Raw genomic sequence first — 22,640 nt, 5'->3', positions numbered from 1 at the left:
CTGATTTCAAGACGGGTTTTATGACCGGTAGTTCCGCACAGCAGGCTCCGCATCCAGGCGCCGTCAGATGGTGGCTGATCGTGGTCGCCGCGCTGATCGCGGTCATGGTGCTGGTCGGCGGCGCCACGCGGCTGACGGAATCCGGATTGTCGATCGTCGAGTGGAAGCCGGTGACCGGCACGCTGCCGCCGCTCAACGAGGCGCAGTGGGTGCAGGCGTTCGAGGGCTACAAGGCCATCCCGCAATACCGCGAACTCAATGCCGGCATGAGCCTTGCGGAGTTCAAGACCATCTTCTGGTGGGAATGGAGCCACCGCCTGCTCGGGCGCGTGATCGGCGCGGTCTATCTGCTGCCGTTCCTGTACTTCCTGTGGCGTGGCGCGCTGGGCGCGGAGCTGAAACGGCGGCTGTGGGTGATCTTTGCCCTCGGCGCGCTGCAGGGTGGGGTCGGCTGGTGGATGGTCGCGTCGGGCCTCACGCAACGGACCGAGGTCTCCCAGTATCGGCTGGCGACGCATCTGGTGCTGGCCTTGATCATTTTTGCCTCAATCGTCTGGACGCTGCGGCGGATGACCGCGCGTCCGCATCCCGTTGTCCCGTTGTGGCTGAAGGTATCCGGGGTGGCTTTGCTCGCCCTGACTTTCGTCCAGCTTTATTTCGGCGCGCTGGTCGCGGGGCTGCGGGCGGGCAGGGTGTACAACACCTGGCCCGAGATCGACGGTGCCTTCATTCCGTCGGCGGCGCGGCTGTGGTTCGAGGAGCCATGGTGGCGCAATCTGTTCGACAACACGCTCACCGTGCAGTTCGAGCACCGCATGACCGCCTATGCGCTACTGATCCTGGCGGTGCTTCACGCCATCGACGCCATGCGGTCGCGAGCCGGTGCTGCCGTTATCGGCGGCGCGTGGTCGCTGGTGGCCGCGATCACGCTGCAGGCCGCGCTCGGCATCCTCACGCTGCTGCACCAGGTGCCGATCGATCTGGCGCTGGCGCATCAGGCTGTCGCGATCGTGGTGCTGACGCTTGCGGTCTTGCAGACCGAACGCCTGGTTGCACGCCGCGTCGGACACGACCGGCAGAAACTGGTTCTGCCGCTCGGCCAACCCGGCTGAAATTGAGCAATTCTAATCTGCCGGCATTCCGGGAAGTGCCCGATTTGCAGGGGGTTCTTGCTGTGCGACGGCCTTGACGCGTTTGTGTGAGGCCGCACCGCTTTACTTGGATGGTTTGGACGATAAAACGAAACAAAAACAGGTCTCGTCTCATGTCCTCAGCATTCATCCAGGCCGCCGTCATCCTGCTCCGCGAGGGGCTCGAAGCCATGCTCGTGATCGCAGCGCTTGCGGGCTATCTGACCAAGGCTGGCGCCGGTCATCGCATTCAGGCGCTGTATGCCGGCGCGCTCGTCGCCGTTGCGGCCAGCTTCGTTGCGGCCTGGTTGTTTGCGGTGCTGAACTCGGGCGATCACAGCGACATCCTGGAAGGCATTATCATTCTGCTTGCCGCCGCCCTGATGCTCTACGTCAGCGGCTGGTTGATGGTGAAGCAGGATCCGCGCGGCTGGCAGGAATATCTCGCGCACAAGGCCGATCAGGCCCTGTCGCAGGATACGATATGGGCGGTCGGCGCGCTGGCGTTCTTTGCGGTCTTTCGCGAGGGCGCGGAGACCGTTCTGTTCATCAATGCGCTCGCCAAGACCGAAGGCGGCTGGAGCGCGGGGCTGTTTGCCGGACTTGCCGCGGCGACGCTCGGGCTGGCCGTGCTGTTTTATTTCATCAACCTGATTGCGCGAAAGCTGCCGCTGCGGCCGCTGTTCATCATCACCTCGGCGTTCCTGTTCGTGATGGCGATCAAGTTCATCGGCGAGGCGGTGCAGGAGTTCCAGGAACAGGCGATCATCACCGTCACCGAGGTCAAGGGCTCGGCCTTCCTGAGCGCGATCGGCCTCAATCCATCGATGGAAGCGCTCTCGATCCAGGGCCTGGTGATCCTGTTTGCGCTGGCGACCTATTCGGTGGTCCAGCGCAACAACCGCCTGATGCGCGAGGACAAGGCCGCAAACAAGGCCACCATGCGCGCGGCTGAGTAGCTCGTCGCGCTACGCTACCTGCCGATTAAGTCCGAGATAATCGAGCCCGATATCGAGCGCGGCGGAGCTGTGGGTCAGCCAGCCGGCTGAAATCAGGTCGACGCCGGTCGCGGCGATCGCTTTGGCGGTCTCGGCCGTGATGCGGCCGGAAGCTTCCGTGATTGCCCGGTCGCCGGTCATCGCCACCGCCTGCCGCAGTTGCTCGAGCGTCATGTTGTCAAGCAGGACGGCATCCACGCCGATCGCGAGAACCTGTTCAAGCTGGGCCAGCGTGTCGACCTCGATCTCGATCTTGACGAGATGGCCGGCATGCGCTTTTGCGCGCTCGATCGCGGTTCTGACATCGCCTGATAGCGCGATGTGGTTGTCCTTGATCAGAATGGCGTCGTCGAGGCCAAAACGGTGATTGCTGCCGCCGCCGGCACGGACCGCGTATTTTTCCAGCGTGCGCAATCCGGGCGTGGTCTTGCGGGTGCAGACGATGCGCGCCTTGGTGCCTTGTGCTGCCGACACCAGCGAGGCCGTCGCGGTGGCCACGCCGCTGAGATGGCAGAGGAAGTTCAGTGCGGTCCGTTCGCCGGTCAACAACCCGCGCGCCGGCCCTTCGATGGTCGCGATCACATCTCCCGGCGTGACGACGCTGCTATCGGGCCGCTCGGCGATGAGCCGGATGGCAGGATTGACGAGCTGAAATGCACAGCGCGCGATGTCGAGCCCGGCGACGACACCGGGCTGGCGCGCGCGCAGCACCAGCGAGGCGTTCCTGTCGGCCGGGACGATCGCATCCGCCGTGATGTCGCCGGCGCGTCCGAGGTCTTCGAGCAGGGCGGTTCGAACCAGCGGCTCGTACATGAGGGGCAGAAGCGGCGTAAGCGTCACGGCTGGGCACTCCCAACAGACAGAGATCCGGTTTCAACGACGTCGCGGGCGGTGCCGACTGCGTCTGCAAGCGAGATGGATGAAGGCACGGCCGCCGGCAGGGCGTCGGGGAAGTCGCTTCGATAGTGCCCGCCGCGGCTTTCCTCGCGCCGCCAGGCGGCGACGGCGATCATCAGTCCCACCAGCGCGGGATCGGTTGCCGCGCCGTGGCCGCGGGCGAGCGGATAGAGGCCGCGGATCGCGCGTTCGATGCCGTGCCGGTCGCGGAGCACGCCGAGGCCTTGCGACAGGATCGCCCGCACGGCCGAAGGGTCGGATGCGGGCGCAAGCGCATTGCCCGCGCGCGTTTTCAGCGGACCGCGGCTCGCGCCCTGGACGCTCCGCGCGACCCATTGCGCACAGACGATCGCTTCCATCAGCGAATTGCTGGCGAGCCGGTTGGCGCCATGCAGCCCGGTGCGGCTGACCTCGCCGCACGCCCAAAGCCCGTTCACGCTGCTGCGGCCTTCGATATCCACCGATATCCCGCCCATGTGGTAGTGCACCGCCGGCCGGACCGGTATCGGATCGGTCGCGGGATCGATCCCGGCCATTTTGCAGAAGGCGGAAATGACGGGATAGCGTTTTGCAAATTCCGCTCCCGGATGTTTCCGCGCATCGAGGAACACGCGATGGCCTTCGGCGCGGCGGCGCCAGACCGCACGCGCGACGATATCGCGGGGCGCAAGTTCGGCGCCGGGCTGGTCCGCCATGAAACGTTGCCCGGTGTCGTCGATCAGGATTGCGCCATCGCCACGCACGGCTTCGGTGACCAGCGGCATCGGGCGCGACGGCCCGTCGAAGGCGGTCGGGTGAAACTGGATGAACTCGATATCGGAGAGTTTTGCGCCCGCGCGTGCCGCCAGCGCCAGCCCCTGGCCAAAGCAACCGGCGGGATTGGTGCTGTCCAAAAACAGCCCGCCAATGCCGCCTGTCGCGATCACCACGCGGCCGGTATCGATCACGAGCGGACCCTGCGCGTTCACGGCGAGAACGCCCTTGACGGCATTGTCCTCGACGATCAGGCTCCGCGCTTCGACACCTTCCAGCAGAGTAATCGATGGACAGCGGCGCACCGCTGCGATCAGCGCGCGCATGATCTCGCGGCCCGTGCCGTCGCCGGTGGCGTGCACGATCCGGTTGCGGCTGTGTGCGGCCTCCAAGCCGAGCCGCCAGCCGCCATCGGGCCGCCGGTCGAAGGCGACGCCAAGCCTCGCGAGATGGTCGACCGCCGCAGGCGCCGCGTGAACGATTCGGCGAGCGACGGCTTCGTCGCACAGGCCTGCGCCTGCAGCCAGCGTATCGGCCAGATGCAGGGCAGGGTCGTCATCCCCGCCCATCGCGGCGGCAAGCCCGCCCTGCGCCCACAGGCTCGACGCCTCCGCGCCGAGCGGCGCCTTCGACAGCAGCAACACCGGTTCCGGCGCCATCTGCAGCGCCGTCATCAATCCGGCGGCGCCGCCGCCGATGATGACGGGACGGTCGTTGAGCGCTGAAATCTCCGGGCTCATATCGCCAGCATCCTTTCGACAGCACGCCGGGCTGATACAGCGATGGCGGGATCGATCGTCACCTCGTGCCGGCCGGTCTCCAGCGCATGGCGAATGTTCTTCAGCGTGATCCGCTTCATGTGCGGGCACAGATTGCAGGGCCGGATGAACTCCACGTCGGGGTGGAGCACCGAAACGTTGTCGCTCATCGAGCATTCCGTCAGCAGCACCACCCTGGGCGGGCGCTGCTTGCCGACAAAATCGGACATCGCGGCCGTCGAGCCAGAGAAATCGGCTTCCGCGACCACTTCGGGCGGGCACTCCGGATGCGCCAGGATGGTTACGTCAGGATGATTTTCGCGCAATTGCTGAACGTCGGATGCCGTGAACAGCTCGTGCACCTCGCAATGGCCTTTCCATGCGATGATCTTGACGTTCGTCTGCGTGGCGATGTTCTGCGCCAGATATTCATCCGGCAGCATGATCACGCGCTCGACGCCGAGCGACTCCACGACCTTGAGCGCATTGCCCGAGGTGCAGCAGATATCGGACTCCGCCTTCACCGCCGACGAGGTGTTGACATAGGTGACGACGGGGACGCCGGGATAGCGCTGCCGCATCAGCCGCACGTCCTGCGCCGTGATGGAGTCGGCCAGCGAACAACCCGCCGCGAGGTCGGGGATCAGCACGGTCTTTTCCGGGTTCAGCAGCTTGGCCGTCTCAGCCATGAAGTGCACGCCTGCCAGCACGATGATGTCGGCATCGACCTTGGTGGCTTCGCGCGCCAGCAACAGGCTGTCGCCCACGATGTCGGCGACGCCGTGGAAGATTTCAGGCGTCTGGTAATTATGCGCGAGGACGACCGCGTTGCGGCTTCGCTTCAGTTCGAGGATGGCGTCGACGTCCTCGGCGAAAACCGCCCATTCAGGCGGCGGGATGACCCGTTTGACCCGGTCGTAAAGCTTTGCGGAACGGGCGAGTGCAGTGGAGCTGAGGCTGGCCATTTATACTCTCCTTGAGTATATCTTGGCTTATACTTATCCTGAGCATAACCGATGTCAAGTGCGCGATAGCGGGAGCTTGGTTCCGACGATCGCCCGTTCCGCCAGCACGCCGTGGCGGAACCGGAACAGCTTGGCCGGGCGGCCGACGGTATCGGCGGCGATTGCGCCAGTTTCCTCAACGAGTTGCTGCTGCTCGATCAGGCGGCGAAAATTCTGCTTGTGCACCAGCCGGCCTGCAAGCGCCTCAACGCTGCGTTGCAGTTGCAGCAGGGTGAATTCCGCCGGCATCAACTCGAACACCACGGGACGGTATTTGATCTTGGCGCGCAACCGCGCGATCCCGGTGGCGAGAATGCGGCGGTGATCTCCGGTCATTGGTTTGCCCGGAATGACGGTCGTCGCCGGTGCCCCGTCACGCACGGCTTCCGGGACTAGGCCAGCTTCATAGAGCAGCTCGTAGCGCTGCAGCACCAGCTCCTCGTTCCATTCGCGATCGTCGAGGCCAAACGTGATGGCGACGCGCTGCCAGCGTTCGCGCTGCAGGCTCGTCGTCGCCGCGGACTTTGCCCATGCCCGCAGCCGCGACGCCAATGTCTTCGCCAGCGAAGCAGGGAGACCGGCCCGCTGATCCTCCCATGGGAAATATTCGTACCAGCCGGACCAATGCGCCTCAAAACCCGCGCCGACCTTGTCTTCGCGGGTCAGGCCCAAATAGCTGATCGAGATCGAATGCGGCGACTTGGCGTCGCCGGCCCGCCCGCGATCGGCGAACGTATAGAGCTGCTCGACATAGCCGAGCGGATGGCCGGTCTGCGCCTCGACCCATGCCCGCAATCCCGTCTGCAGCGAACGGTGCGCAAATTCGAACGGGCCGCTCGGCAGCGCGCCGTCGTTGGCAATGGTCATGATCTTGGGCTCGCCGTCGGTGACGGCGACGAGGACGGCGACGAGGTCCGCCGTGGTCGCATTGGCAGCGCCCGTCTTGCTGGTTCTCCGCGGTGCCCCTGCCACGTTGGTCGTCCGTCTCCGTTATTGTCTAATGCGCGTTTAGCAATATCCGTACACGCCGCAAGCGTACGGCAGACGGTTCCAATAGGGGCCATAGGACGGGCCGCCGTAATAGGGGCCGTCATAGCTGTAGGAATGGTTGGTACCGTAATAGCCGGGCAGCGTGGAAGAGCCCGGCAGCAGCGGCGTGCCGTAGACGCGCGGCGCATAAGGCACCACGCCCACCGGCGTGAACAGCACGTCAGGATCCTCTTCCTCGACCACCAGCGTGCGGCCGCGGCGCACATAAAGGGGGGCAGCGGCGGGCGCAACGGTGGTCCGGTAATTGTAATGGGCGCGGGGCAGGCCGGGCGGCAGTTTGCTGGCAGCGCGAACCGTGGCGTTTTTGGGGGCGGCACGCTTGGGGGCGGGGGTGCCCTCGGCGCTCCTGGGGGCGGGGCTGTCCGCGCTCTTGGGAGCGGGGATTTCGTCGGCGGCGGCGGTTCCGATCGCGAAGATCGCGATCAGGAATGGCGTCATCCAGCGCAGCATCGTTGGCTCCGAATCATCGAGGGCGGCTCAGCGCCACTTTATGCCGGAATGAGCGTTAACGAGAGACTTGTGATTGGGGGATGAGAGTTGTTTGGGGGCAGGCCGCGGCCGGTCGCTGGCATTGCAGACAGGAGTTTCCGTCATTGCGAGCGAAGCGAAGCAATCCATCCTTCTGCACGAAGAAAGAATGGATTGCTTCGTCGCTTCGCTCCCTTGCGCAAACGCTTCGCGTTTGTCGCGGGCAATGACGGCCGAGGGGCCGTTACGCGCTCAGCGCCTGCTCCAGATCCGCGATCAGGTCTTCCTTGTCCTCGATGCCGATCGACAGGCGTACGACATCGGGCGCGGCGCCGGATCTCACCTTGGCGGCGTCGTCGAGCTGGCTGTGCGTGGTCGATGCCGGGTGAATCACCAGCGAGCGGGTGTCGCCGACATTGGCCAGATGCGAGAACAGTTTCAGGTTCGACACCAGGTTGACGCCGGCGTCGTAGCCGCCCCGCAGGCTGAAGGTGAACACCGCACCGGCGCCCTTCGGCGCGTATTTGCGCGCGAGCTTGTTGTACTTGTCGCTGGCGAGGCCGGCATAGTTCACCGACGCCACCGCGGAATGGCCGGCAAGGAATTCCGCGACCGCCTTGGCGTTTTCGCAATGCTTCTGCATGCGCAGCGGCAGCGTCTCGATGCCGGTCAGGATCATGAAGGCGTTGAACGGTGAGATCGCCGGGCCGAGGTCGCGCAAGCCCAGCACGCGGCAGGCAATCGCGAAGGCGAAATTGCCAAACGTCTCCTGGATCCTGATGCCGTGATATTCGGGCCGCGGCTCGTTGAGCATCGGATATTTGTTGTCCTTTGACCAGTCGAAGGTGCCGCCGTCGACGATGACGCCGCCGAGCGAATTGCCGTGGCCGCCGAGAAATTTCGTCAGCGAGTGCACGACGATATCGGCCCCATGATCGATCGGGCGGATCAAGTAGGGCGTCGCCAGCGTGTTGTCGACGATCAACGGCACACCGGCCTTGCGGGCCACTTCCGCAATCGCCTCGATGTCGGTGATGCTGCCGGCGGGATTGGCGATCGATTCGATGAAGATCGCCTTGGTGCGCGGCGTCACCGCGCGCTCGAAGCTGCCGATATCATCAGGGTCGGCCCACGCCACGTTCCAGCCAAAACTCTTGAACGCATGCGTGAACTGGTTGATCGAGCCGCCATAGAGTTTTCGCGCGGCGATGAACTCGTCGCCGGGCATCAACAGTTGCTGCAGCACGACGACCTGCGCCGCGTGTCCCGAGGCGACCGCGAGCGCCGCGGTGCCGCCTTCCAGCGCCGCAATGCGCTCTTCCAGCACGGCGGTGGTCGGGTTGCCGATGCGGGTATAGATGTTGCCGAACGCCTGCAGCCCGAACAGGGAGGCGGCATGGTCGGCATCGTTGAACACGAAGGACGTGGTTTGATAGATCGGCGTCACCCGTGCGCCGGTGGTGGGATCGGGCTGCGCGCCGGCATGCACGGCAAGGGTCGAAAATCCCGGGAGACGGTCGGTCATCTGTGCGTCCTGTTCTTGAGCTTGTTCTTGAGCTTGTTTGAAAATGCGCTGAAGATGCTGATCGCCGCCGCGTCCGGCGTCAAGGCGAGGGGATCACATATCGTGAATTAGAAATGCGTCTGCTTCTTCTTGCGGCGTGTTCGAAACGATCGTTTCGTATTGCGTCACGTCGGCTCGCTTTTGTTCTTTGCGGCGCGATCCGATGCTGCGGTCGCGCCGCCGCCGACGCTCATCCGGTTGAGCGACAGCCGCATCCCCTGGGTCGGGATCGGCGCGCGCTTCGAGCTCAGCGTGCGCGAATTGACGCCCATCCATGAAATTTCCGACGACAGCCGTCCATACTCGATCTTGGGACAACGATTCATCACCACCTTGAGGCCGGCGGCTTCGGCCTTCTCGGCAGCCGCGTCGTCGCGCGCGCCGAGCTGCATCCAGATCACTTTCGGCGGCGGCGACAATGTCAGGGCTTCGTCGACGACGGGCATGATGTGGCTGGAATTGCGGAAGATGTCGATCATGTCGATTGGACGGCCGATATCCGACAGCGAGGCGACGAAGGGTTTGTCGAGCAGGCTGTTGCCGACGTGACCCGGATTGACCGGAATCATGTCGTAGCCGCGCTGTGCCAGATATTTGAACGCAAAATAGCTCGGCCGCACATTGACCGGCGAGGCGCCGACCATCGCGATCGACTTCACGGAGTTGAGGATGCCGCGGATGTAGTTATCGTCGTAATTGTCGTGGTTCATCTTGGTCCTGCATGGTCATTCCGGGGCTCGCGAAGCGAGAACCCGGAATCTCGAGATTCTCCGATGCGCAATCGCGCATCGTAGTTCTCGCTTCGTGAGCCCCGGAATGACGACGCTCTGCGTCGTCACTTATCCTGCCATTTCGGTTCGCGCTTCTCGATAAAGGCGCCGATGCCTTCCTCGGCGTCGCGCGCCATCATGTTCTCGGTCATCACTTCCGCCGCATAGCGGTAGGCGTCGGCAAGGCTCATTTCGGCCTGGCGATAGAACGCCTCCTTGCCGAGCTTGACGGTATAGGCGGATTTGAGCGCAACCTTCTGTGCCAGCGCGATCGCCGCATCGCGTTCGGTGCCGGCGGCGACGACGCGGTTGACGAGGCCGATGTTCTTCGCCGTTGCCGCCGAAATCGGCTCGCCCGTGAGCAGCATCTCCATCGCCTGCTTGCGCGGGATGTTGCGCGACAGCGCCACCATGGGCGTCGAGCAGAACAGGCCGATATCGACGCCGGGGGTGGCGAAGCCCGCGGCCTCGGAGGCGACCGCGAGATCGCAGCTTGCCACGAGCTGGCAGCCGGCGGCGGTCGCGATGCCCTGCACGGCAGCGACCACGGGCTTCGGCAGATGCACGACCGCCTGCATCATCGCGCTGCAGGCGTTCATGATCTGCCCGAAATAGGCGCGTCCGCGATCGGCATCGCTGCGGCGCGCGGTCAGCTCCTTCATGTCGTGGCCCGCGGAGAAGGCCGGACCGTTGGCCGCGATGACGACGGCGCGGACGCTGTTGTCGTCGTGGATTTGCTTCAGCGCGCCGTGCAGCTCGGCGATCAGGCCCTCCGAGAGGCTGTTGCGCGCTGCCGGTCGGTTGAGGGTGAGCAGGCGGATGCTGCCGACATTTTCCTGCAGCAGGATCGGAGGTTGTGGCGTGGGCGCGCGAGCAGTCTGGGCGGGCATTTCTGAGGTTTCCACTCCGAGATTTTTATTTGGGCTTTGATGACAACCTAATGTAACAGGCACCCTGATGCGAGGGCAGGGGCGGCATGGCGGCAGCGAAAATGAGCGTGGCTGAGCTGGAGAAGTTCCTCCGCGAGGAATTTCCGCAGGCCTTCAGCGACGGCGATATCACCATCGAGAGCGCCGACGGCGAAACCTGCCTGCTGCGGCGGCGCTATGACGAGCGCATGCTGCGTCCGGGCGGCACGGTGTCGGGGCCGACGCTGATGGCGATGGCTGATTTCGCGATGTATGTGGTGCTGCTCTCGGCGATCGGCCCGGTGGGACTGGCGGTAACTACCAACCTCAACATCAATTTCCTGCGTAAGGGCCTGCCAGGCCAGGACGTGCTGGCCGCGGCGAAGCTGTTGAAGCTCGGCAAGCGCCTGGCGGTCGGCGAGGTCAACCTGCTGTCGGGATCGTCGCCCGATCCGATCGCCCATGTGACGGCGACCTACTCCATTCCAAATACGTAGGGTTTTTAGCGGTACTATTGCACCATATTTATAAGTGACTGTTCTTGCAGAGATAATTTATGCGCGCCGGCGTTGACGGACAACGCGCCGTTCTCTAGAAACCGCCCAGTTCGGCGCATCTGGCGCCGATTTCCATTTTCACGGATTTCCTCACATGAAAACCTATTCGGCAAAGCCCGCCGAGGTGACGAAGAAGTGGGTGCTGATCGACGCCAAGGGTCTGGTGGTCGGCCGTCTCGCCACGCTCGTCGCCATGCGCCTGCGCGGCAAGCACCTCCCGACCTACACGCCTCACGTCGATTGCGGCGACAACGTCGTCATCATCAATGCGGCGCATGTCGTGCTGACCGGCCGCAAGCGCGACAACAAGGTCTACTACAAGCACACCGGCTTCATCGGCGGCATCAAGGAACGCACCGCGAAGTCGATCCTCGAGGGTCGTTTCCCCGAGCGCGTGGTCGAGAAGGCCATCGAGCGCATGATCCCGCGCGGTCCGCTCGGCCGTGTACAGATGGGCAATCTGCGCGTTTATCCCGGCGCCGAACATCCGCATGAAGCCCAGCAGCCCGAGAAGGTTGATATCGCTTCGATGAACCGCAAGAACATGAGGGCCGCATAAGATGTCGGATACCATGCAGTCTCTCGACCAGTTGGCGTCGCTGAAGACGGCCGCTCCCGAAGCGCCGAAATACGTCAAGAAGGTCGACAAATACGGCCGCGCCTATGCCACCGGCAAGCGCAAGGACGCGGTTGCCCGCGTCTGGATCAAGCCGGGCGCCGGCAAGATCGTGGTCAACACCCGCGAAGTCGAAGTCTATTTCGCCCGCCCGGTTCTGCGCATGCTGATCCAGCAGCCACTGGTCGCCGCCGCGCGCGCCGGCCAGTACGACGTCATCTGCACGGTCGCCGGCGGCGGTCTGTCGGGCCAGGCGGGTGCCGTGCGTCACGGCATCTCGAAGGCGCTGACGAACTTCGAACCGGATCTGCGCGGCGTCCTGAAGAAGGGCGGCTTCCTGACCCGCGACTCCCGCACCGTGGAGCGCAAGAAGTACGGCCGGGCGAAAGCGCGCAAGTCGTTCCAGTTCTCGAAGCGCTAATTGCTTCGCTAAAATTTGCAGTGCTTGCTGCATTCGCGAAAGAAAAAGGGCGCCCGATCGGGCGCCCTTTTTGCTTACTATTTAGTGATGGGTTACCACGGATTTTCGTGAAAACTTGCTTACCCGCACAAACGAAAATGGAACACGGCGCTCCTAGTGTCCCCAATGCGATGGCGCGAAATTGCATTTCAGTGTGCGCCGAACAAGTTGCATCACACGCGTTCGGGTGAGCCCATGTCGTTCGATACTTCCACGCTATATCTGTTTGCCACGATGGTTGCAGGCATGCTCGGGGCCATGCTGCTGCTGTTCGGCAAGCAGGAAAACATTCCAGCCTTGAAGTGGTGGGGGACGGCCTATCTGCTTGGCGCATCGTCGGTGGCGATCTGGACCATCGGCGGCGCCAGACTCGGCGAGCCGCTGTTGCTGGCGCTGCATGCGCTCGGCTTCGTGGCCTGCGGCATGGTCTGGAATGCCTCGCGCGTCTTCCACGGCCGCAAGCCCAATCTGCCAGGGCTGTTGTTCGGCGCGATCGTCTGGATCAGCATGGTGCTGGCTGTGCCATCATTGAATCCCGCCATGCGGCTGATCGTCGGGGCGGCGATCGTCGCGATCTATGCGGGACTGACGGCTTCCGAATTGTGGAGCGAACGCCGGCGGACGATGCACAATCGCTGGCCGACGATTGCCGTGCCCGTGATGCATGGTTGCGTGCTGGCGCTGCCGATCCTGCTCGGCAGCCTCCTGCGCCCGCATGACGAAACTTTCACCAGCAGCATCTGGGTGACGGCGTTTTCGATCGAACTGGTGCTGTACGCGATCGGCACCGTGTTCGTCATCTTCATGCTGGTGTCGGACCGCGCCGTGACGGTGCACAAGACCGCGGCTTCGGTCGATCCCTTGAGCGGAATGCTGAACCGCCGCGGTTTCACGGAGGCCAGCAACCGGGTGATCGAACGCGAGGCTGCCGCGGGGCGGCCGGTGACGGTGATGATTTTCGACATCGACCATTTCAAGAGCATCAATGACCGCTTCGGCCATCCGGCAGGCGACGAGATCCTCAAACTGTTCTCCACCGTCGTGGTCAGCAGTTTGCGCATCAGCGACCTGTCGGGGCGGATCGGCGGCGAGGAATTCGCGGCGTTGTTGGCGTGTTCGCTGGACGAGGGCGTGATCGTGGCCGAGCGCGTGCGCGAGGCGTTCGAGGCGTCCAACATCGCCTGCGAGGAAGGTCCGGTCGACACCACCGTCAGCATCGGCGTCGCGGGCGGTCCGGCGGGCACGGAGCTCGACGTGTTGCTGGCGGCGGCCGATACCGCGCTCTATCAGGCCAAGCGCGGCGGCCGTAACCGGGTCGAGGCCGCGGAAGAGCTGCCGCTGTCGCTGGAGAACTGGCGGCGCAAGACCGCCGGCCGCGCAGCCTCGCAACGCCATGTGCCGGCGGCGACCTGAACGCTTCGACCGAACAAGGCGATATCTGCGGAGTTCGATCTGTCACTTTCGGCGGGGATCGCGGCGGAAACGATGCGCGGTAACCTCGCGTTTACCATTCCATCCATATCCTCTGCACCATGGATTCACCTCGCAGACGAAACCCACAGGCTGCCCTGATGTCGCTCGAAGCGGCCGCAGCCTCGGCCCGCGGCGGTTTTGGCTGCATGTTCTCGACCTCGGAAGAATTCGAGATGGCGCTCATCACGGAGCGTCGTGCGCAGGGGCGTTATGATCAGCGCAGAATGCGCTGGCCGGCCATCATGTTCATCGGCTGTGCGCTGATGATCGCCGGCACGGTGCTGCTGTTCAACTAGGCGCTGATCCCTCATTTCGCCAACGGGTCGGGGCGCACCTGAATATGCACCGCCCGCGGCTTTGAGCCCTTGCCGCCCTCCATCAGCCAGGGTGTGCGATCGCCGCTCGAACTCCACAGCCCGCGGCCTTTCCAGCCCGCGCTCGGATCGTCAATGCGCCCGTCGAGGCCCTTGGCAAAAAAGCCGAGCGGATAGGGAATGCGCAGCATCACCATCTGCCCGTCCTTGAGGGCCACGAAACCGTCGTTGAGGTTGGCGGTGGAGATCGGGATGTTCTCGCCAAGGCCGACCGTGTTATGGTGATCGACCCAGGTGTAGTAGCTCGCCTCGGCGCTCGAGCTCTCGAACCCTTCAAAGCCGGGGCCCGGATATTTGAAGTAGGAAAAGCCCTCCGCGCAGTGGTTGCCGGTCGCGCTCGGACCATTGAGCGGGTTCTTGCATTTGCTGCGATCGAAGCGGATCAAGCTGCCGTTCGAGCCCGAGCCCCAGAGCACGCCGTTCTTGTCGATGTCGCCGCCGCGAACGCCGATGCCTTCCTTCGGAATGGCATAAAACTCCGACAGTTTGGTCTTGGGATCGAAGCGCATGAAGCCGGGCTGGCCGACGAACACATTGACGGTGTACCAGACCGAGCCGTCGGTCGGATGCGGCATCACGGCGTAGGGGCCTGAGCCGGCGACCCGCATGTCCTTGTCCGCCTCTGCCGGCTTGCCCGGCTCGGTGTATTCGTCGACCTTGCCGTTGCCGTTGGTGTCGAGAACGAACGGCGCCCACCCCTGCGCTTTGATGACATCGCCGGTCTCGTCCCATAACTTGGTATTGACCCAGCCGGCGACGGGGCCGGTCCCCGAAACCCAAAGCGTATCGTCGGCATCGTAGCCGAACTGCGGGTGATGGGTGCCGAAGCAGGTATCGATGAAGCTGTACTTCTGGGTCTTGGGATCGAACACCGTCACTTGCCGCCCCGAACGTTCGAGCGGGAAGGCCTTGGCCGACGGGTGGTCGGACCCTTTCCGGCAGTAAGTCGGATTTTCGATGCCGCGCACCGCCGCCGCCAACCACACGCGGCCCTTCTTGTCGAACATGCTGTTGTGATTGTTGGTCCGCTGGCTCCAGATCTTCTCGTCACCCCAATAGGCCGAGGGGCTGACCGGATTGAGGAGAGCCGTGCCATGGAGCGGAGGGCCGAAAGATTCCGGTGCATTGGGATCGGCGACCGGCATCCTGGAGAACGTCACCTTGTGCGTCTTCGGATCGAGGATCGGCATGTCGTCGGATGAGTATTCGTTCGCGCCGTACAGTGGGCCGTAGGCGTTGACCGTCGGATAACGCCGATCCGAGGAAATCAGATCGTGGACGAAGTGCTTCTCCGTCGCCCATTCCCACGACGAGACGACGACGTTGCGTTCGATGCCGGCCGGCCGCGGCGGTTTGGATTTCGGCAGTTCGCCCTTGGCGACCCGATCGGTCCAGTCGCCGAAATACTTGAACGGTACGCCGCCGAGCTGGCCCGCGAGCCGATTCACCATCCATTCCCCGGTCTGGCCTGAGGAGATGCGGCGTATCCAGGCTTCCTCGCCCGATTTGAATTCGCCGAACGCGCCCGGGATCGTGCGGGTGGATTCCTGGCCGAGCTGATGGCAGCCGATGCAGTCGACATTGTTCATCCGCTGGCGCCAGATATCCTGCGTGATCTCCTTCGGGATGTCGGTAGTACCGCCGAAATCCTTCGCCGGCGGGATCTTCATCATCGTGTACCAATAGATCGCCGAATAATAATGGGCGGCTGCGGCCTCGTTCGGGGCCGGTACCGCCGTGAGGTTGACCTGCTGGCCGGGCTTGGCGCGCAACCTGGGCGAATCCACCAGCCCATAGCCGCGCACCCAGACCGCGTAGTTCACGCTCAGTGGCAGGTCCGGGATCACGTAACGGCCCTGATCGTCGGTGACGACGATCTTGGCGAATTTCGTCGGCAACTCATTCGTTTCCGCGATGACCCAGACGCCGGCCTCCGGGCCGTTGGGTCCGGCTACCACGCCGCCGATGTCGTCATTGTCGATCGCAACCGCCGGCGGTTGCTGCGCATGCGCCGGCGCCGCCAAGGTGAGCACGCCCGCTGCCGCAGCCAGGGTGAAGGAGAACAGGATCCGATTGAGATTCATCGCTTCTCTCCCCGTGGCCGTGAGCTTGCCGCTCGTTGTTTGGCGCAAGCCTACATCAAATTAGGGTTGAGGCGCGAGCATGTCACGCGCGCGATTTCCTCATGCTTGATGCCGCGAACGGCCAGCGTGCGTCGCAGCAACGCACAAGCGTCGCATATGTCTTTTGCTTTTGGGGCGACTGGGCTAGACACGCCAATTCTCATGAGAAGGCGTAACTCCGATGATCACCGAAATCGCACAAATCGACGTCAAGCCCGGCACCGAGAAGGATTTCGAGGCTGCCGTTGCCAAGGCGCGTCCGCTGTTTCTGCGCGCCAAGGGCGGCAAGGGCTTTGAGCTGCACAAATCGATCGAGAAGCCGCAGCGTTACCGGCTGATGGCGCAGTGGGAGACGCTGGAAAACCACACCGTGGATTTTCGCGGCTCGGAAGATTTCACCGCCTGGCGCGCGCTGGTCGGGCCGTATTTTGCTTCGCCGCCCGAGGTCGAGCACACCGAGACGGTGCTGACCACGGCCGACTAAGGGCGTTCAGGCGGCCGCTGCTTCGGCCGGCAGACGCTCGGTCTTGAAATGGTCGATCATCACCTTGGCGATCGCCATCAGCGGCAGCGCGAGCGCCAGGCCCCAGATGCCGAACACGACGCCGAGCAGGATCTGGAACGCAAACAGCGTGGCCGGCGGAATATCCAGCGCCTGGCGCTGGATGATCGGGGTCAGCACGTAGCTTTCCAGTGCGTGCACGCCGAGAAACAGGATGAAGGCGGAGAGGGCCGCGACCCATCCCGAGGCGACGCTGGCCAGCACCACGATCAGGCCGCCGAGGATCGCGCCCACCGTCGGGATGAAAGCGAGCAGTCCGGCCTGGATGCCGAGAATGAACGAACTCTGGATGCCGATGATCGATAGCCCGATCCAGGTCACCAGAAACACCGCGATCATGGTGATGATCTGCGCGATCAGCCAGCGCTCCAGCGTCTCGCCGATCCGGTCGACGATCGCGACCGCCCGCGTGCGGTGTCGGGCAGGCGCCATGAACAGCAGCCCGTCGCGGTAGACGCTTGGCTGGGTCGCAAAGGCTATTCCCAGGAACAGCACGATGAAGAAGTTTCCGACCGCGCTTGCGGTGCCCAGAATCAGTTTCAGGCTCTGGCTGAAGATGGCGCCACCGCTGGCCGCAATCGTGCCGGCGCTGGGAAGTGCGTGCGGCGTCGGCGCAGCGCTTGGGGCTGCCGGCGCGGCATCATCCGACGGCGAGGACACGGTGCCGAAGTCGAAGAAGCTGGTGTCGATGCCGTTCCGTTCCAGAAAACCCTTGACGTTGACGAGCTGCGATTTGAGCGTGTTGCTCAACGCCGTCGTCTGCTGGGCGATCGTGGTGCCGCCGAGAAAGACAATGCCCGACAGCATGCCCGCAACCACCAGGCAGACCACTGTGAGCCGCAGCGCATGCGGCAGCCGCACCACGCGCCCGAGCAGGTTGCTCATGGCGTTGAGCGCGACGCCGAGCAGGATACCGGAAAATATCAGAAACAGCGTCGCGGCGAAGTGCCAGGTGAACGCGAGCAGGGCGGTGAACAGCACCACGCCGATGCCGCCGACCGATATCGCCCACGCCAGATCGTTACGGGCCTGAAGGCGATTGTCAGCGGGACCTGTCACGTTGATTCCTTCTCGTGAGACATATTGCGTCGCCAGTCATTCGTCAAAATCGGGCCGGGATCAAGCGGGCGGGCGCGCGCCGGTTTGACGCTGTCGCACCCGGTATGCCAAGCGGTGCATGAATCTGATATGGCGGGCCGGCGAGGATGAGATGAATTTCAAATGGTTCGGCCCGATTGCGCTGCTGGCGGCGCTGGTGATCGGCGACCAGATCAGAATCAACCGGCCTGCCCACAAATATCGCCTGATGGTCGAGGTCGAGACGCCGGAGGGGCGCAAGTCGGCCTCTGGCGTGATGGCCGTCCATCCCGATCGCAGCTACACCCGCCGCGGTCAGACCCGCACGTTGGGTGACGCCGTTTTGGTCGATCTCGGGCAGGGCAAGAACCTCGTCGCGCTGTTGGCCCATGTCGACAATAATCTCGTCCTTGACGACATGAACTACGTGGCCTTGCGGGCCTATGCGGCGGCAGCCGGCAAGCGCGTGCCGTTCAGCGAGATGAGCCGGCTGACCGGCACAGTGCCGGTGAAGGGTGCGCTGATCCCGGTGTTCGTCAGTTTTACCGATCCGGCCACGCCCGGCACTGCGCGCCTGGTGCCGCCCGACGATGCCGAAGCGGTGCTCGGCAAGGGCTATCGCCTCCAGGGGATATCGACTGAGGTGGTGCCGAACGGATATTGGCCGCTTGATTTCGGCGGCGTGCTGGGCGAGCCGGTAACGCGCGGAATCCAGGCAAAATTGCCGTGGCTGAGCGGTGCCGGCGATTCGGCGGCCACGGCGCTCCGCGCGGCCGGGTTGCCCGGGGTCGAGGCGATCGGCGCCCAGGAGGCTTTCACGCGGAAATAGCAGGGCAGCCCCGCTGCCGCTCTGCGGATATTGATCCGCAGCCGGGCCGCAGGCATTATCTTCTGCAATCATGGCCCAACCCGGAATATCCTTGCACAGGACGATGACAGCGGAATTTTTGCGATGAGACGGCCCGTGGTCGGTGTGATCGGGAACGCCTATCGCGTCGAAAATCGTTTCCAGACCCAGATGGTCGGAGAGCGCAATTTGCGCGCTGTCACCGACGTGGCAGGGGCGCTGCCGCTGATGTTCGCGGGCTCGCCCGAGATTACCGATGTCGGCGCGCTTCTCGACGTCGTCGACGGCGTGGTGCTGACCGGAGCGCGGGCCAATGTGCACCCGACGCGTTTCAAGACCGAGCCGCATGAGAGGCACGAGCCCTACGATATCCATCGCGACGACGTCGCGCTGGCGCTGACGGAGGCCTGCGTCGCCCGCGGCGTGCCGATCTTCGGCATCTGCCGCGGCCTGCAGGAGATGAACGTCGCCTTCGGTGGTTCGCTGCATCCGGAAATCCGCGAGATCCCGGGCCGCATGAACCACCGCATGCCGCGGCTGGAGAATGGCGAAATCCATCCCGATCCGACAGTCGTGTTTGCCGACCGCCATGACGTCCACCTGACGCCCGGCGGCACCTTTGCAAATCTGCTCGGCTGCGAAACCATCCGCGTGAATTCGCTGCACGGGCAGGGCATCCTCGAACCTGGCGCGCGCGTCGTGATCGAAGGCATCGCCGAAGACGGCACCATCGAGGCAATCCGGATCGCGGACGCCGCGAGTTTTGCGCTCGGTGTCCAATGGCACGCCGAGTACGACCCGCAGCGCAACCCGATCAACCGAAAGCTGTTCGAAGCGTTCGGCGAGGCGCTGAAGGCGCACGCGCGAACCGGCTAGGCGACCGCAAAGAACGGTCGCATGACAAGGGAGGATGCGATGCGGGACCGCAAATGGTCGAGACGCGACCTGCTCAAGGCATCGACGGCGTCCGCTGCAGGCCTGCTGTTTGCCGAACCCCTGAAGGCCGCGGTGCCGCCGGCGGAGGAGGTGACGCCGGCCCTGATCGAAGCCGCGAAGAAGGAGGGCAAGCTGTCGTTCTATTCGGCGCTTGAACTCAATACCGCCGAGCGACTGGCGAGGACTTTTGAGGCGAAATATCCTGGGATCACCGTACGCGTGGAGCGCTCCGGTGCGGAGCGGATTTTCCAGCGCATCGCGCAGGAGCAGGGAAGCGGCATCAAGGCCGTCGACGTCACCAATTCGACCGATACCGCGCATTATCTCGAATGGAAGAAGAACGACTGGCTGGCGCCTTACCTTCCGAGCGACGTGGTCCGGCATTTTCCCTCCGATCAGATCGACCGGGACGGCATGTACGCGACGTCCTGCGCCTGGACGGAAGCGATCGGCTACAACACCAACCTCGTCAAGCGCGAGGAGGCGCCGAAAAGCTATGCCGACCTGCTCGATCCCAAGTGGACGGGCAAGATGGTCAAGGCCCATCCCGGCTACAGCGGCGCTATTCTGACCACGACGTTCCTGCTGGCGCGTGATCTCGGCTGGCCGTATCTGGAGAAGCTCGCGCAGCAGAAGATCATGCAGGTGCAATCGGCCGCCGATCCGCCGAAGAAGATCCTGCTCGGCGAGCGTGCCGTGATGGCCGACGGCAATGATTACAATCTCGTGCTGCTGAAGGACCAGGGCAAGCCGGTCGAGGTGGTGTATCCGGCCGAAGGCTCGCCGCTGATCATCGTGCCATCAGGCATTTTCCGCAGCGCGCCGAATCCGAATGCGGCAAGGCTTTTCCAGAGCTTCTTCTTCAGCGCGGAGGCCCAGCAGATGCTGGTCGACGTCTTTGCGCATCGCTCCTTTCACTCGCAGGTGAAGGAGAAAGGCGAGCACATCCCGCTTTCCAGCTTGAAACTGCTGAAGGCCGATCCGGCCCAGGTGCAGGCGCAAAGCGAGGAGATCAAGGCGCGCTACGCCAAGATCTTCGGGGTGTGATGCCGGCACCCTCCAGCGCGGGAAATACGCCGAAAGCGGTTGCAACTAAAAGGAATCATTGGATAGTACTGCAACCATCCGAATTTTGGGACGAATCATAAAGGCGGCCTGTATCAAGCGTCCTCCGTACTTCTACGGAGGCGGAAAAGATGGGATCGGGTCCGGGAAGTCGGCTAAGTCATCCATCATCTCCAGACTGGTGAAGCCATGACGCAACCAAGACGGCTCGCGCTGGCGATGGCGTTGCTGGTCGTCGTGACGTCCTGCGTCGTGAGTGCAGTGACCTATTATTTTGCGACGCAAGCCACGCCGGGCGGGCCTCTGGCGACGATTGTCAGCGCGGCGCTGCTGGGCGGTACGATTGCCGGCGTGCTCGCGGTGGCTGTCGCTGCCGGTCCTGCGCGATTTTGGCGTAGCGCGCTGCCCGACGTCACTGGCCCCGTGGATGGTCGCAGCGGACGGGAGCATGGGCTCGCTCATCAGGCGCTGACCGACAGTGAAATGGCGCAGGCGATCGTCGAAAACGCGCTCGATGCCTTCGTCCAGACCGATGGGTCCTGCGTCATTCTCGACTGGAGCCCGCACGCCGAGGCCTTGATGGGATGGACACGCGCGGACGCCGTAGGCAGGAGCGTGGAAGAGCTGGTGTTTCCGGAAGCACAACGCCCCGTGCACCGGCAATGGGTGGACCGCTTCCTGAGCGAGGCATCGGGCGACGCCGCCGGCGGGCGATACGAAACGCCGCTGTTGCACAAGGATGGACGCGAATTCTTCGCAGAGGTGTCGCTGACGGCGCTGCGCCGCGGTGAAGGCTACCTCATCAATGCGTTTGTCAGGGACATCACCGCAAAGCGCGCCGCTGAAGAACAATTGTTCCAGGCGCAGAAGATGGAATCGGTCGGGCAATTGACCGGCGGCATCGCCCACGACTTCAACAACATGCTCACCGTGATCACGGGCACGATCGAAATCCTGGCCGACGGCGTCAAGCACGATCCGGCGCTGACGTCGATCGCCAAAATGATCAATGACGCGGCCGACCGGGCGTCGCAGCTCACGGCGAACCTGCTTGCCTTTGCCAGAAAGCAGCCGTTGCGGCCGCTTGAGACCGACGTCAATGCGCTGATCGAGGAGGTGATCAAGCTCTTGGCGCCGACGCTCGGAAGGCGGATCGAGATCGGGACGGCGTTGAGCGAACAGGCTTGGCTGGCCCTGGTCGATCGCAGCCAGCTCACGTCGGCGCTGGTCAATCTCGCCATCAATGCCCGCGACGCTATGCCTAATGGGGGGAGGCTGCTGTTCAGGACGGGTAATTTCACGCGCGATGCATGCGACGCCGAAGTGGGCGGTCTCGGCGCGGGCGACTACGTCGCCGTCGAGGTCATCGATAGCGGCGCCGGCATTCCGCCTGCCATACGCGACAGGATTTTCGAGCCGTTCTTTTCGACCAAGCAGTTCGGCACCGGCACCGGACTTGGGCTGAGCATGGTGTTCGGCTTTGCAAAGCAGTCCGGCGGCAGCGTCGTGGTCGATGGCGAGGAGGGCAAGGGCGCCTGTTTCCGCATCTATCTGCCGAAGGCCGACGTCGAGCCTTCGGACGCGCTTCCGGCAAGCGATGCCTCGCCGCCTGACGACGACGAACTGCGCGGGGGATCGGAAACCATCCTGTGCGTCGAGGATGATGATGTCGTGCGGGCGCATGTCACCGGCCGTCTCGAAAGTCTCGGCTACAAGGTCATTGTCGCTTCCAACGCGACCCACGCTCTCGAACTGGTGAATTCCGGCGCAGCGTTCGACCTCCTGTTCACCGACATCATCATGCCCGGCGCCATGAACGGCCGGCAGCTCGCGCAACAGGTCGCCGAACTGCGCCGGCCGCTCCGGGTGCTCTACACCTCTGGGAACACCTTCGGCGCGTTCGATGCGAGCGGGCATCTTGGCGAAGGTGTGTTGCTGCTGACCAAGCCGTATCGCAAGGCCGAACTCGCGCGCATGGTGCGGCTCTGCCTCGACCGCGCGATCGACCACATGGGCGATCCGATCCCGCTGCCGTATTCGGTGCAGGAGGATCTGGAGCGGTTTCTGAGAGATAATCCGCCGGAAAAGAAGTAGCCGCGAACAAGCAATACGTAAGCCCGCATGAGCGCAGCGATATGCGGGGGCAGCGAAAATCCTGGATGTCGCTTTCGCTCATCCGGGCTACGCTTGCTGCACGCTCGCCAAGGCTACGCTGGCTGCATCGGAGGTCGCGACGAAGCGTAGTTGCGG

Annotated in this window: 22 protein-coding genes; 12 read left to right on the top strand and 10 right to left on the bottom strand. The window is 63.8% G+C overall.

Annotation, left to right across the window (positions count from 1 at the left end):
* Positions 1-20: 20 nt before the first annotated feature.
* Together V1286_RS17400 and V1286_RS17395 are read left to right on the top strand one after the other, a co-directional pair.
* A complete protein-coding gene (locus tag V1286_RS17400; protein ID WP_334481233.1) occupies positions 21-1,112 on the top strand; it encodes a COX15/CtaA family protein in 1,092 nt (363 codons plus the stop codon).
* A 152-nt stretch (positions 1,113-1,264) separates the two neighbouring features.
* Positions 1,265-2,089, top strand: coding sequence for an FTR1 family iron permease (locus tag V1286_RS17395; protein WP_334481231.1), 825 nt, complete (start codon positions 1,265-1,267; stop codon positions 2,087-2,089).
* Between the two features lie 9 nt (positions 2,090-2,098).
* On the opposite strand, the gene nadC is transcribed toward V1286_RS17395, so the two are convergent.
* The 8 genes from nadC to V1286_RS17355 form a co-directional block, all read right to left on the bottom strand.
* Positions 2,099-2,968 carry a carboxylating nicotinate-nucleotide diphosphorylase gene (gene nadC, locus V1286_RS17390; RefSeq protein ID WP_334481229.1) on the bottom strand — a complete coding sequence of 290 codons (870 nt, stop codon included), beginning with the start codon at positions 2,966-2,968 and terminating at the stop codon, positions 2,099-2,101.
* The gene (locus tag V1286_RS17385; protein ID WP_334481227.1) at positions 2,965-4,518 is read right to left on the bottom strand and encodes an L-aspartate oxidase; all 1,554 of its coding nucleotides are present in this window, start codon (positions 4,516-4,518) and stop codon (positions 2,965-2,967) included. Before V1286_RS17385 ends, nadC begins: the two co-directional genes overlap by 4 nt.
* A complete protein-coding gene (gene nadA / locus V1286_RS17380) occupies positions 4,515-5,501 on the bottom strand; it encodes a quinolinate synthase NadA (protein WP_334481226.1) in 987 nt (328 codons plus the stop codon). The genes V1286_RS17385 and nadA overlap by 4 nt, the downstream gene beginning before the upstream one ends.
* Before the next feature lie 54 nt (positions 5,502-5,555).
* Positions 5,556-6,512 carry an NUDIX hydrolase gene (locus V1286_RS17375; RefSeq protein WP_334481224.1) on the bottom strand — a complete coding sequence of 319 codons (957 nt, stop codon included), beginning with the start codon at positions 6,510-6,512 and terminating at the stop codon, positions 5,556-5,558.
* Positions 6,513-6,548: 36 nt separating this feature from the next.
* Positions 6,549-7,040, bottom strand: a complete 492-nt coding sequence (locus tag V1286_RS17370) for a hypothetical protein (protein WP_334481223.1) — start codon at positions 7,038-7,040, stop codon at positions 6,549-6,551.
* 262 nt (positions 7,041-7,302) lie between these two features.
* Positions 7,303-8,583 (bottom strand): O-acetylhomoserine aminocarboxypropyltransferase, encoded by a 1,281-nt coding sequence (locus tag V1286_RS17365; RefSeq protein ID WP_334481222.1) that lies wholly within the window; start codon positions 8,581-8,583, stop codon positions 7,303-7,305.
* Positions 8,584-8,747: 164 nt separating this feature from the next.
* Positions 8,748-9,332 (bottom strand): CoA-binding protein, encoded by a 585-nt coding sequence (locus V1286_RS17360; protein WP_334481220.1) that lies wholly within the window; start codon positions 9,330-9,332, stop codon positions 8,748-8,750.
* Positions 9,333-9,457: 125 nt separating this feature from the next.
* Complete coding sequence (locus tag V1286_RS17355; RefSeq protein ID WP_334481219.1) at positions 9,458-10,282, bottom strand: enoyl-CoA hydratase; 825 nt, start codon at positions 10,280-10,282, stop codon at positions 9,458-9,460.
* 86 nt (positions 10,283-10,368) lie between these two features.
* Between V1286_RS17355 and V1286_RS17350 the strand changes: the two genes are divergently transcribed.
* The 5 genes from V1286_RS17350 (at position 10,369) to V1286_RS17330 (ending at position 13,702) form a co-directional block, all read left to right on the top strand.
* On the top strand, positions 10,369-10,797 hold the full coding sequence (locus tag V1286_RS17350; RefSeq protein WP_108513525.1) for a PaaI family thioesterase: 429 nt from the start codon (positions 10,369-10,371) through the stop codon (positions 10,795-10,797).
* 154 nt (positions 10,798-10,951) lie between these two features.
* The gene (gene rplM / locus V1286_RS17345; protein ID WP_057858836.1) at positions 10,952-11,416 is read left to right on the top strand and encodes a 50S ribosomal protein L13; all 465 of its coding nucleotides are present in this window, start codon (positions 10,952-10,954) and stop codon (positions 11,414-11,416) included.
* A gap of 1 nt (position 11,417) precedes the next feature.
* Complete coding sequence (gene rpsI / locus V1286_RS17340; RefSeq protein WP_108513524.1) at positions 11,418-11,894, top strand: 30S ribosomal protein S9; 477 nt, start codon at positions 11,418-11,420, stop codon at positions 11,892-11,894.
* Between the two features lie 234 nt (positions 11,895-12,128).
* Entirely contained in the window at positions 12,129-13,346 is a 1,218-nt protein-coding gene (locus V1286_RS17335; RefSeq protein WP_108514058.1) for a GGDEF domain-containing protein, read from the top strand.
* Between the two features lie 119 nt (positions 13,347-13,465).
* A complete protein-coding gene (locus V1286_RS17330) occupies positions 13,466-13,702 on the top strand; it encodes a hypothetical protein (protein ID WP_334481216.1) in 237 nt (78 codons plus the stop codon).
* An 11-nt stretch (positions 13,703-13,713) separates the two neighbouring features.
* Here the strand turns inward: V1286_RS17330 and V1286_RS17325 are convergent, their stop codons facing one another.
* Positions 13,714-15,864 (bottom strand): carboxypeptidase regulatory-like domain-containing protein, encoded by a 2,151-nt coding sequence (locus tag V1286_RS17325; protein WP_334481213.1) that lies wholly within the window; start codon positions 15,862-15,864, stop codon positions 13,714-13,716.
* Between the two features lie 220 nt (positions 15,865-16,084).
* Between V1286_RS17325 and V1286_RS17320 the strand changes: the two genes are divergently transcribed.
* On the top strand, positions 16,085-16,387 hold the full coding sequence (locus V1286_RS17320) for an antibiotic biosynthesis monooxygenase family protein (protein WP_108513521.1): 303 nt from the start codon (positions 16,085-16,087) through the stop codon (positions 16,385-16,387).
* Between the two features lie 6 nt (positions 16,388-16,393).
* Here the strand turns inward: V1286_RS17320 and V1286_RS17315 are convergent, their stop codons facing one another.
* A complete protein-coding gene (locus V1286_RS17315; RefSeq protein WP_334481210.1) occupies positions 16,394-17,524 on the bottom strand; it encodes an AI-2E family transporter in 1,131 nt (376 codons plus the stop codon).
* A gap of 118 nt (positions 17,525-17,642) precedes the next feature.
* Between V1286_RS17315 and V1286_RS17310 the strand changes: the two genes are divergently transcribed.
* The 4 genes from V1286_RS17310 to V1286_RS17295 all read left to right on the top strand — a co-directional run bounded on the left by V1286_RS17310 (position 17,643) and on the right by V1286_RS17295 (position 22,484).
* Positions 17,643-18,371 carry a hypothetical protein gene (locus V1286_RS17310; protein ID WP_334481208.1) on the top strand — a complete coding sequence of 243 codons (729 nt, stop codon included), beginning with the start codon at positions 17,643-17,645 and terminating at the stop codon, positions 18,369-18,371.
* A 123-nt stretch (positions 18,372-18,494) separates the two neighbouring features.
* Complete coding sequence (locus tag V1286_RS17305; protein WP_334481206.1) at positions 18,495-19,265, top strand: gamma-glutamyl-gamma-aminobutyrate hydrolase family protein; 771 nt, start codon at positions 18,495-18,497, stop codon at positions 19,263-19,265.
* Positions 19,266-19,304: 39 nt separating this feature from the next.
* Positions 19,305-20,372, top strand: coding sequence for an extracellular solute-binding protein (locus V1286_RS17300; protein ID WP_334481205.1), 1,068 nt, complete (start codon positions 19,305-19,307; stop codon positions 20,370-20,372).
* A 207-nt stretch (positions 20,373-20,579) separates the two neighbouring features.
* The gene (locus V1286_RS17295; RefSeq protein ID WP_334481204.1) at positions 20,580-22,484 is read left to right on the top strand and encodes a PAS domain S-box protein; all 1,905 of its coding nucleotides are present in this window, start codon (positions 20,580-20,582) and stop codon (positions 22,482-22,484) included.
* Positions 22,485-22,640 lie beyond the last annotated feature (156 nt).

It is taken from the genome of Bradyrhizobium algeriense (assembly GCF_036924595.1).
Taxonomy (GTDB): Bacteria; Pseudomonadota; Alphaproteobacteria; order Rhizobiales; family Xanthobacteraceae; genus Bradyrhizobium; species Bradyrhizobium algeriense.
This window is presented reverse-complemented; position numbering and strand designations above follow the sequence as displayed.

Excerpts from the sequence above, each read along its gene's own strand:
- V1286_RS17400 (WP_334481233.1), top strand. The coding sequence starts at position 21 with ATGACCGGTAGTTCCGCACAGCAGGCTCCGCATCCAGGCGCCGTCAGA.
- V1286_RS17395 (WP_334481231.1), top strand. The coding sequence starts at position 1,265 with ATGTCCTCAGCATTCATCCAGGCCGCCGTCATCCTGCTCCGCGAGGGG.
- V1286_RS17385 (WP_334481227.1), bottom strand. The coding sequence starts at position 4,518 with ATGAGCCCGGAGATTTCAGCGCTCAACGACCGTCCCGTCATCATCGGC.
- nadA (WP_334481226.1), bottom strand. The coding sequence starts at position 5,501 with ATGGCCAGCCTCAGCTCCACTGCACTCGCCCGTTCCGCAAAGCTTTAC.
- V1286_RS17370 (WP_334481223.1), bottom strand. The coding sequence starts at position 7,040 with ATGCTGCGCTGGATGACGCCATTCCTGATCGCGATCTTCGCGATCGGA.
- V1286_RS17365 (WP_334481222.1), bottom strand. The coding sequence starts at position 8,583 with ATGACCGACCGTCTCCCGGGATTTTCGACCCTTGCCGTGCATGCCGGC.
- V1286_RS17360 (WP_334481220.1), bottom strand. The coding sequence starts at position 9,332 with ATGAACCACGACAATTACGACGATAACTACATCCGCGGCATCCTCAAC.
- V1286_RS17355 (WP_334481219.1), bottom strand. The coding sequence starts at position 10,282 with ATGCCCGCCCAGACTGCTCGCGCGCCCACGCCACAACCTCCGATCCTG.
- V1286_RS17350 (WP_108513525.1), top strand. The coding sequence starts at position 10,369 with ATGGCGGCAGCGAAAATGAGCGTGGCTGAGCTGGAGAAGTTCCTCCGC.
- rplM (WP_057858836.1), top strand. The coding sequence starts at position 10,952 with ATGAAAACCTATTCGGCAAAGCCCGCCGAGGTGACGAAGAAGTGGGTG.
- rpsI (WP_108513524.1), top strand. The coding sequence starts at position 11,418 with ATGTCGGATACCATGCAGTCTCTCGACCAGTTGGCGTCGCTGAAGACG.
- V1286_RS17335 (WP_108514058.1), top strand. The coding sequence starts at position 12,129 with ATGTCGTTCGATACTTCCACGCTATATCTGTTTGCCACGATGGTTGCA.
- V1286_RS17330 (WP_334481216.1), top strand. The coding sequence starts at position 13,466 with ATGGATTCACCTCGCAGACGAAACCCACAGGCTGCCCTGATGTCGCTC.
- V1286_RS17325 (WP_334481213.1), bottom strand. The coding sequence starts at position 15,864 with ATGAATCTCAATCGGATCCTGTTCTCCTTCACCCTGGCTGCGGCAGCG.
- V1286_RS17320 (WP_108513521.1), top strand. The coding sequence starts at position 16,085 with ATGATCACCGAAATCGCACAAATCGACGTCAAGCCCGGCACCGAGAAG.
- V1286_RS17310 (WP_334481208.1), top strand. The coding sequence starts at position 17,643 with ATGAATCTGATATGGCGGGCCGGCGAGGATGAGATGAATTTCAAATGG.
- V1286_RS17305 (WP_334481206.1), top strand. The coding sequence starts at position 18,495 with ATGAGACGGCCCGTGGTCGGTGTGATCGGGAACGCCTATCGCGTCGAA.
- V1286_RS17300 (WP_334481205.1), top strand. The coding sequence starts at position 19,305 with ATGCGGGACCGCAAATGGTCGAGACGCGACCTGCTCAAGGCATCGACG.
- V1286_RS17295 (WP_334481204.1), top strand. The coding sequence starts at position 20,580 with ATGACGCAACCAAGACGGCTCGCGCTGGCGATGGCGTTGCTGGTCGTC.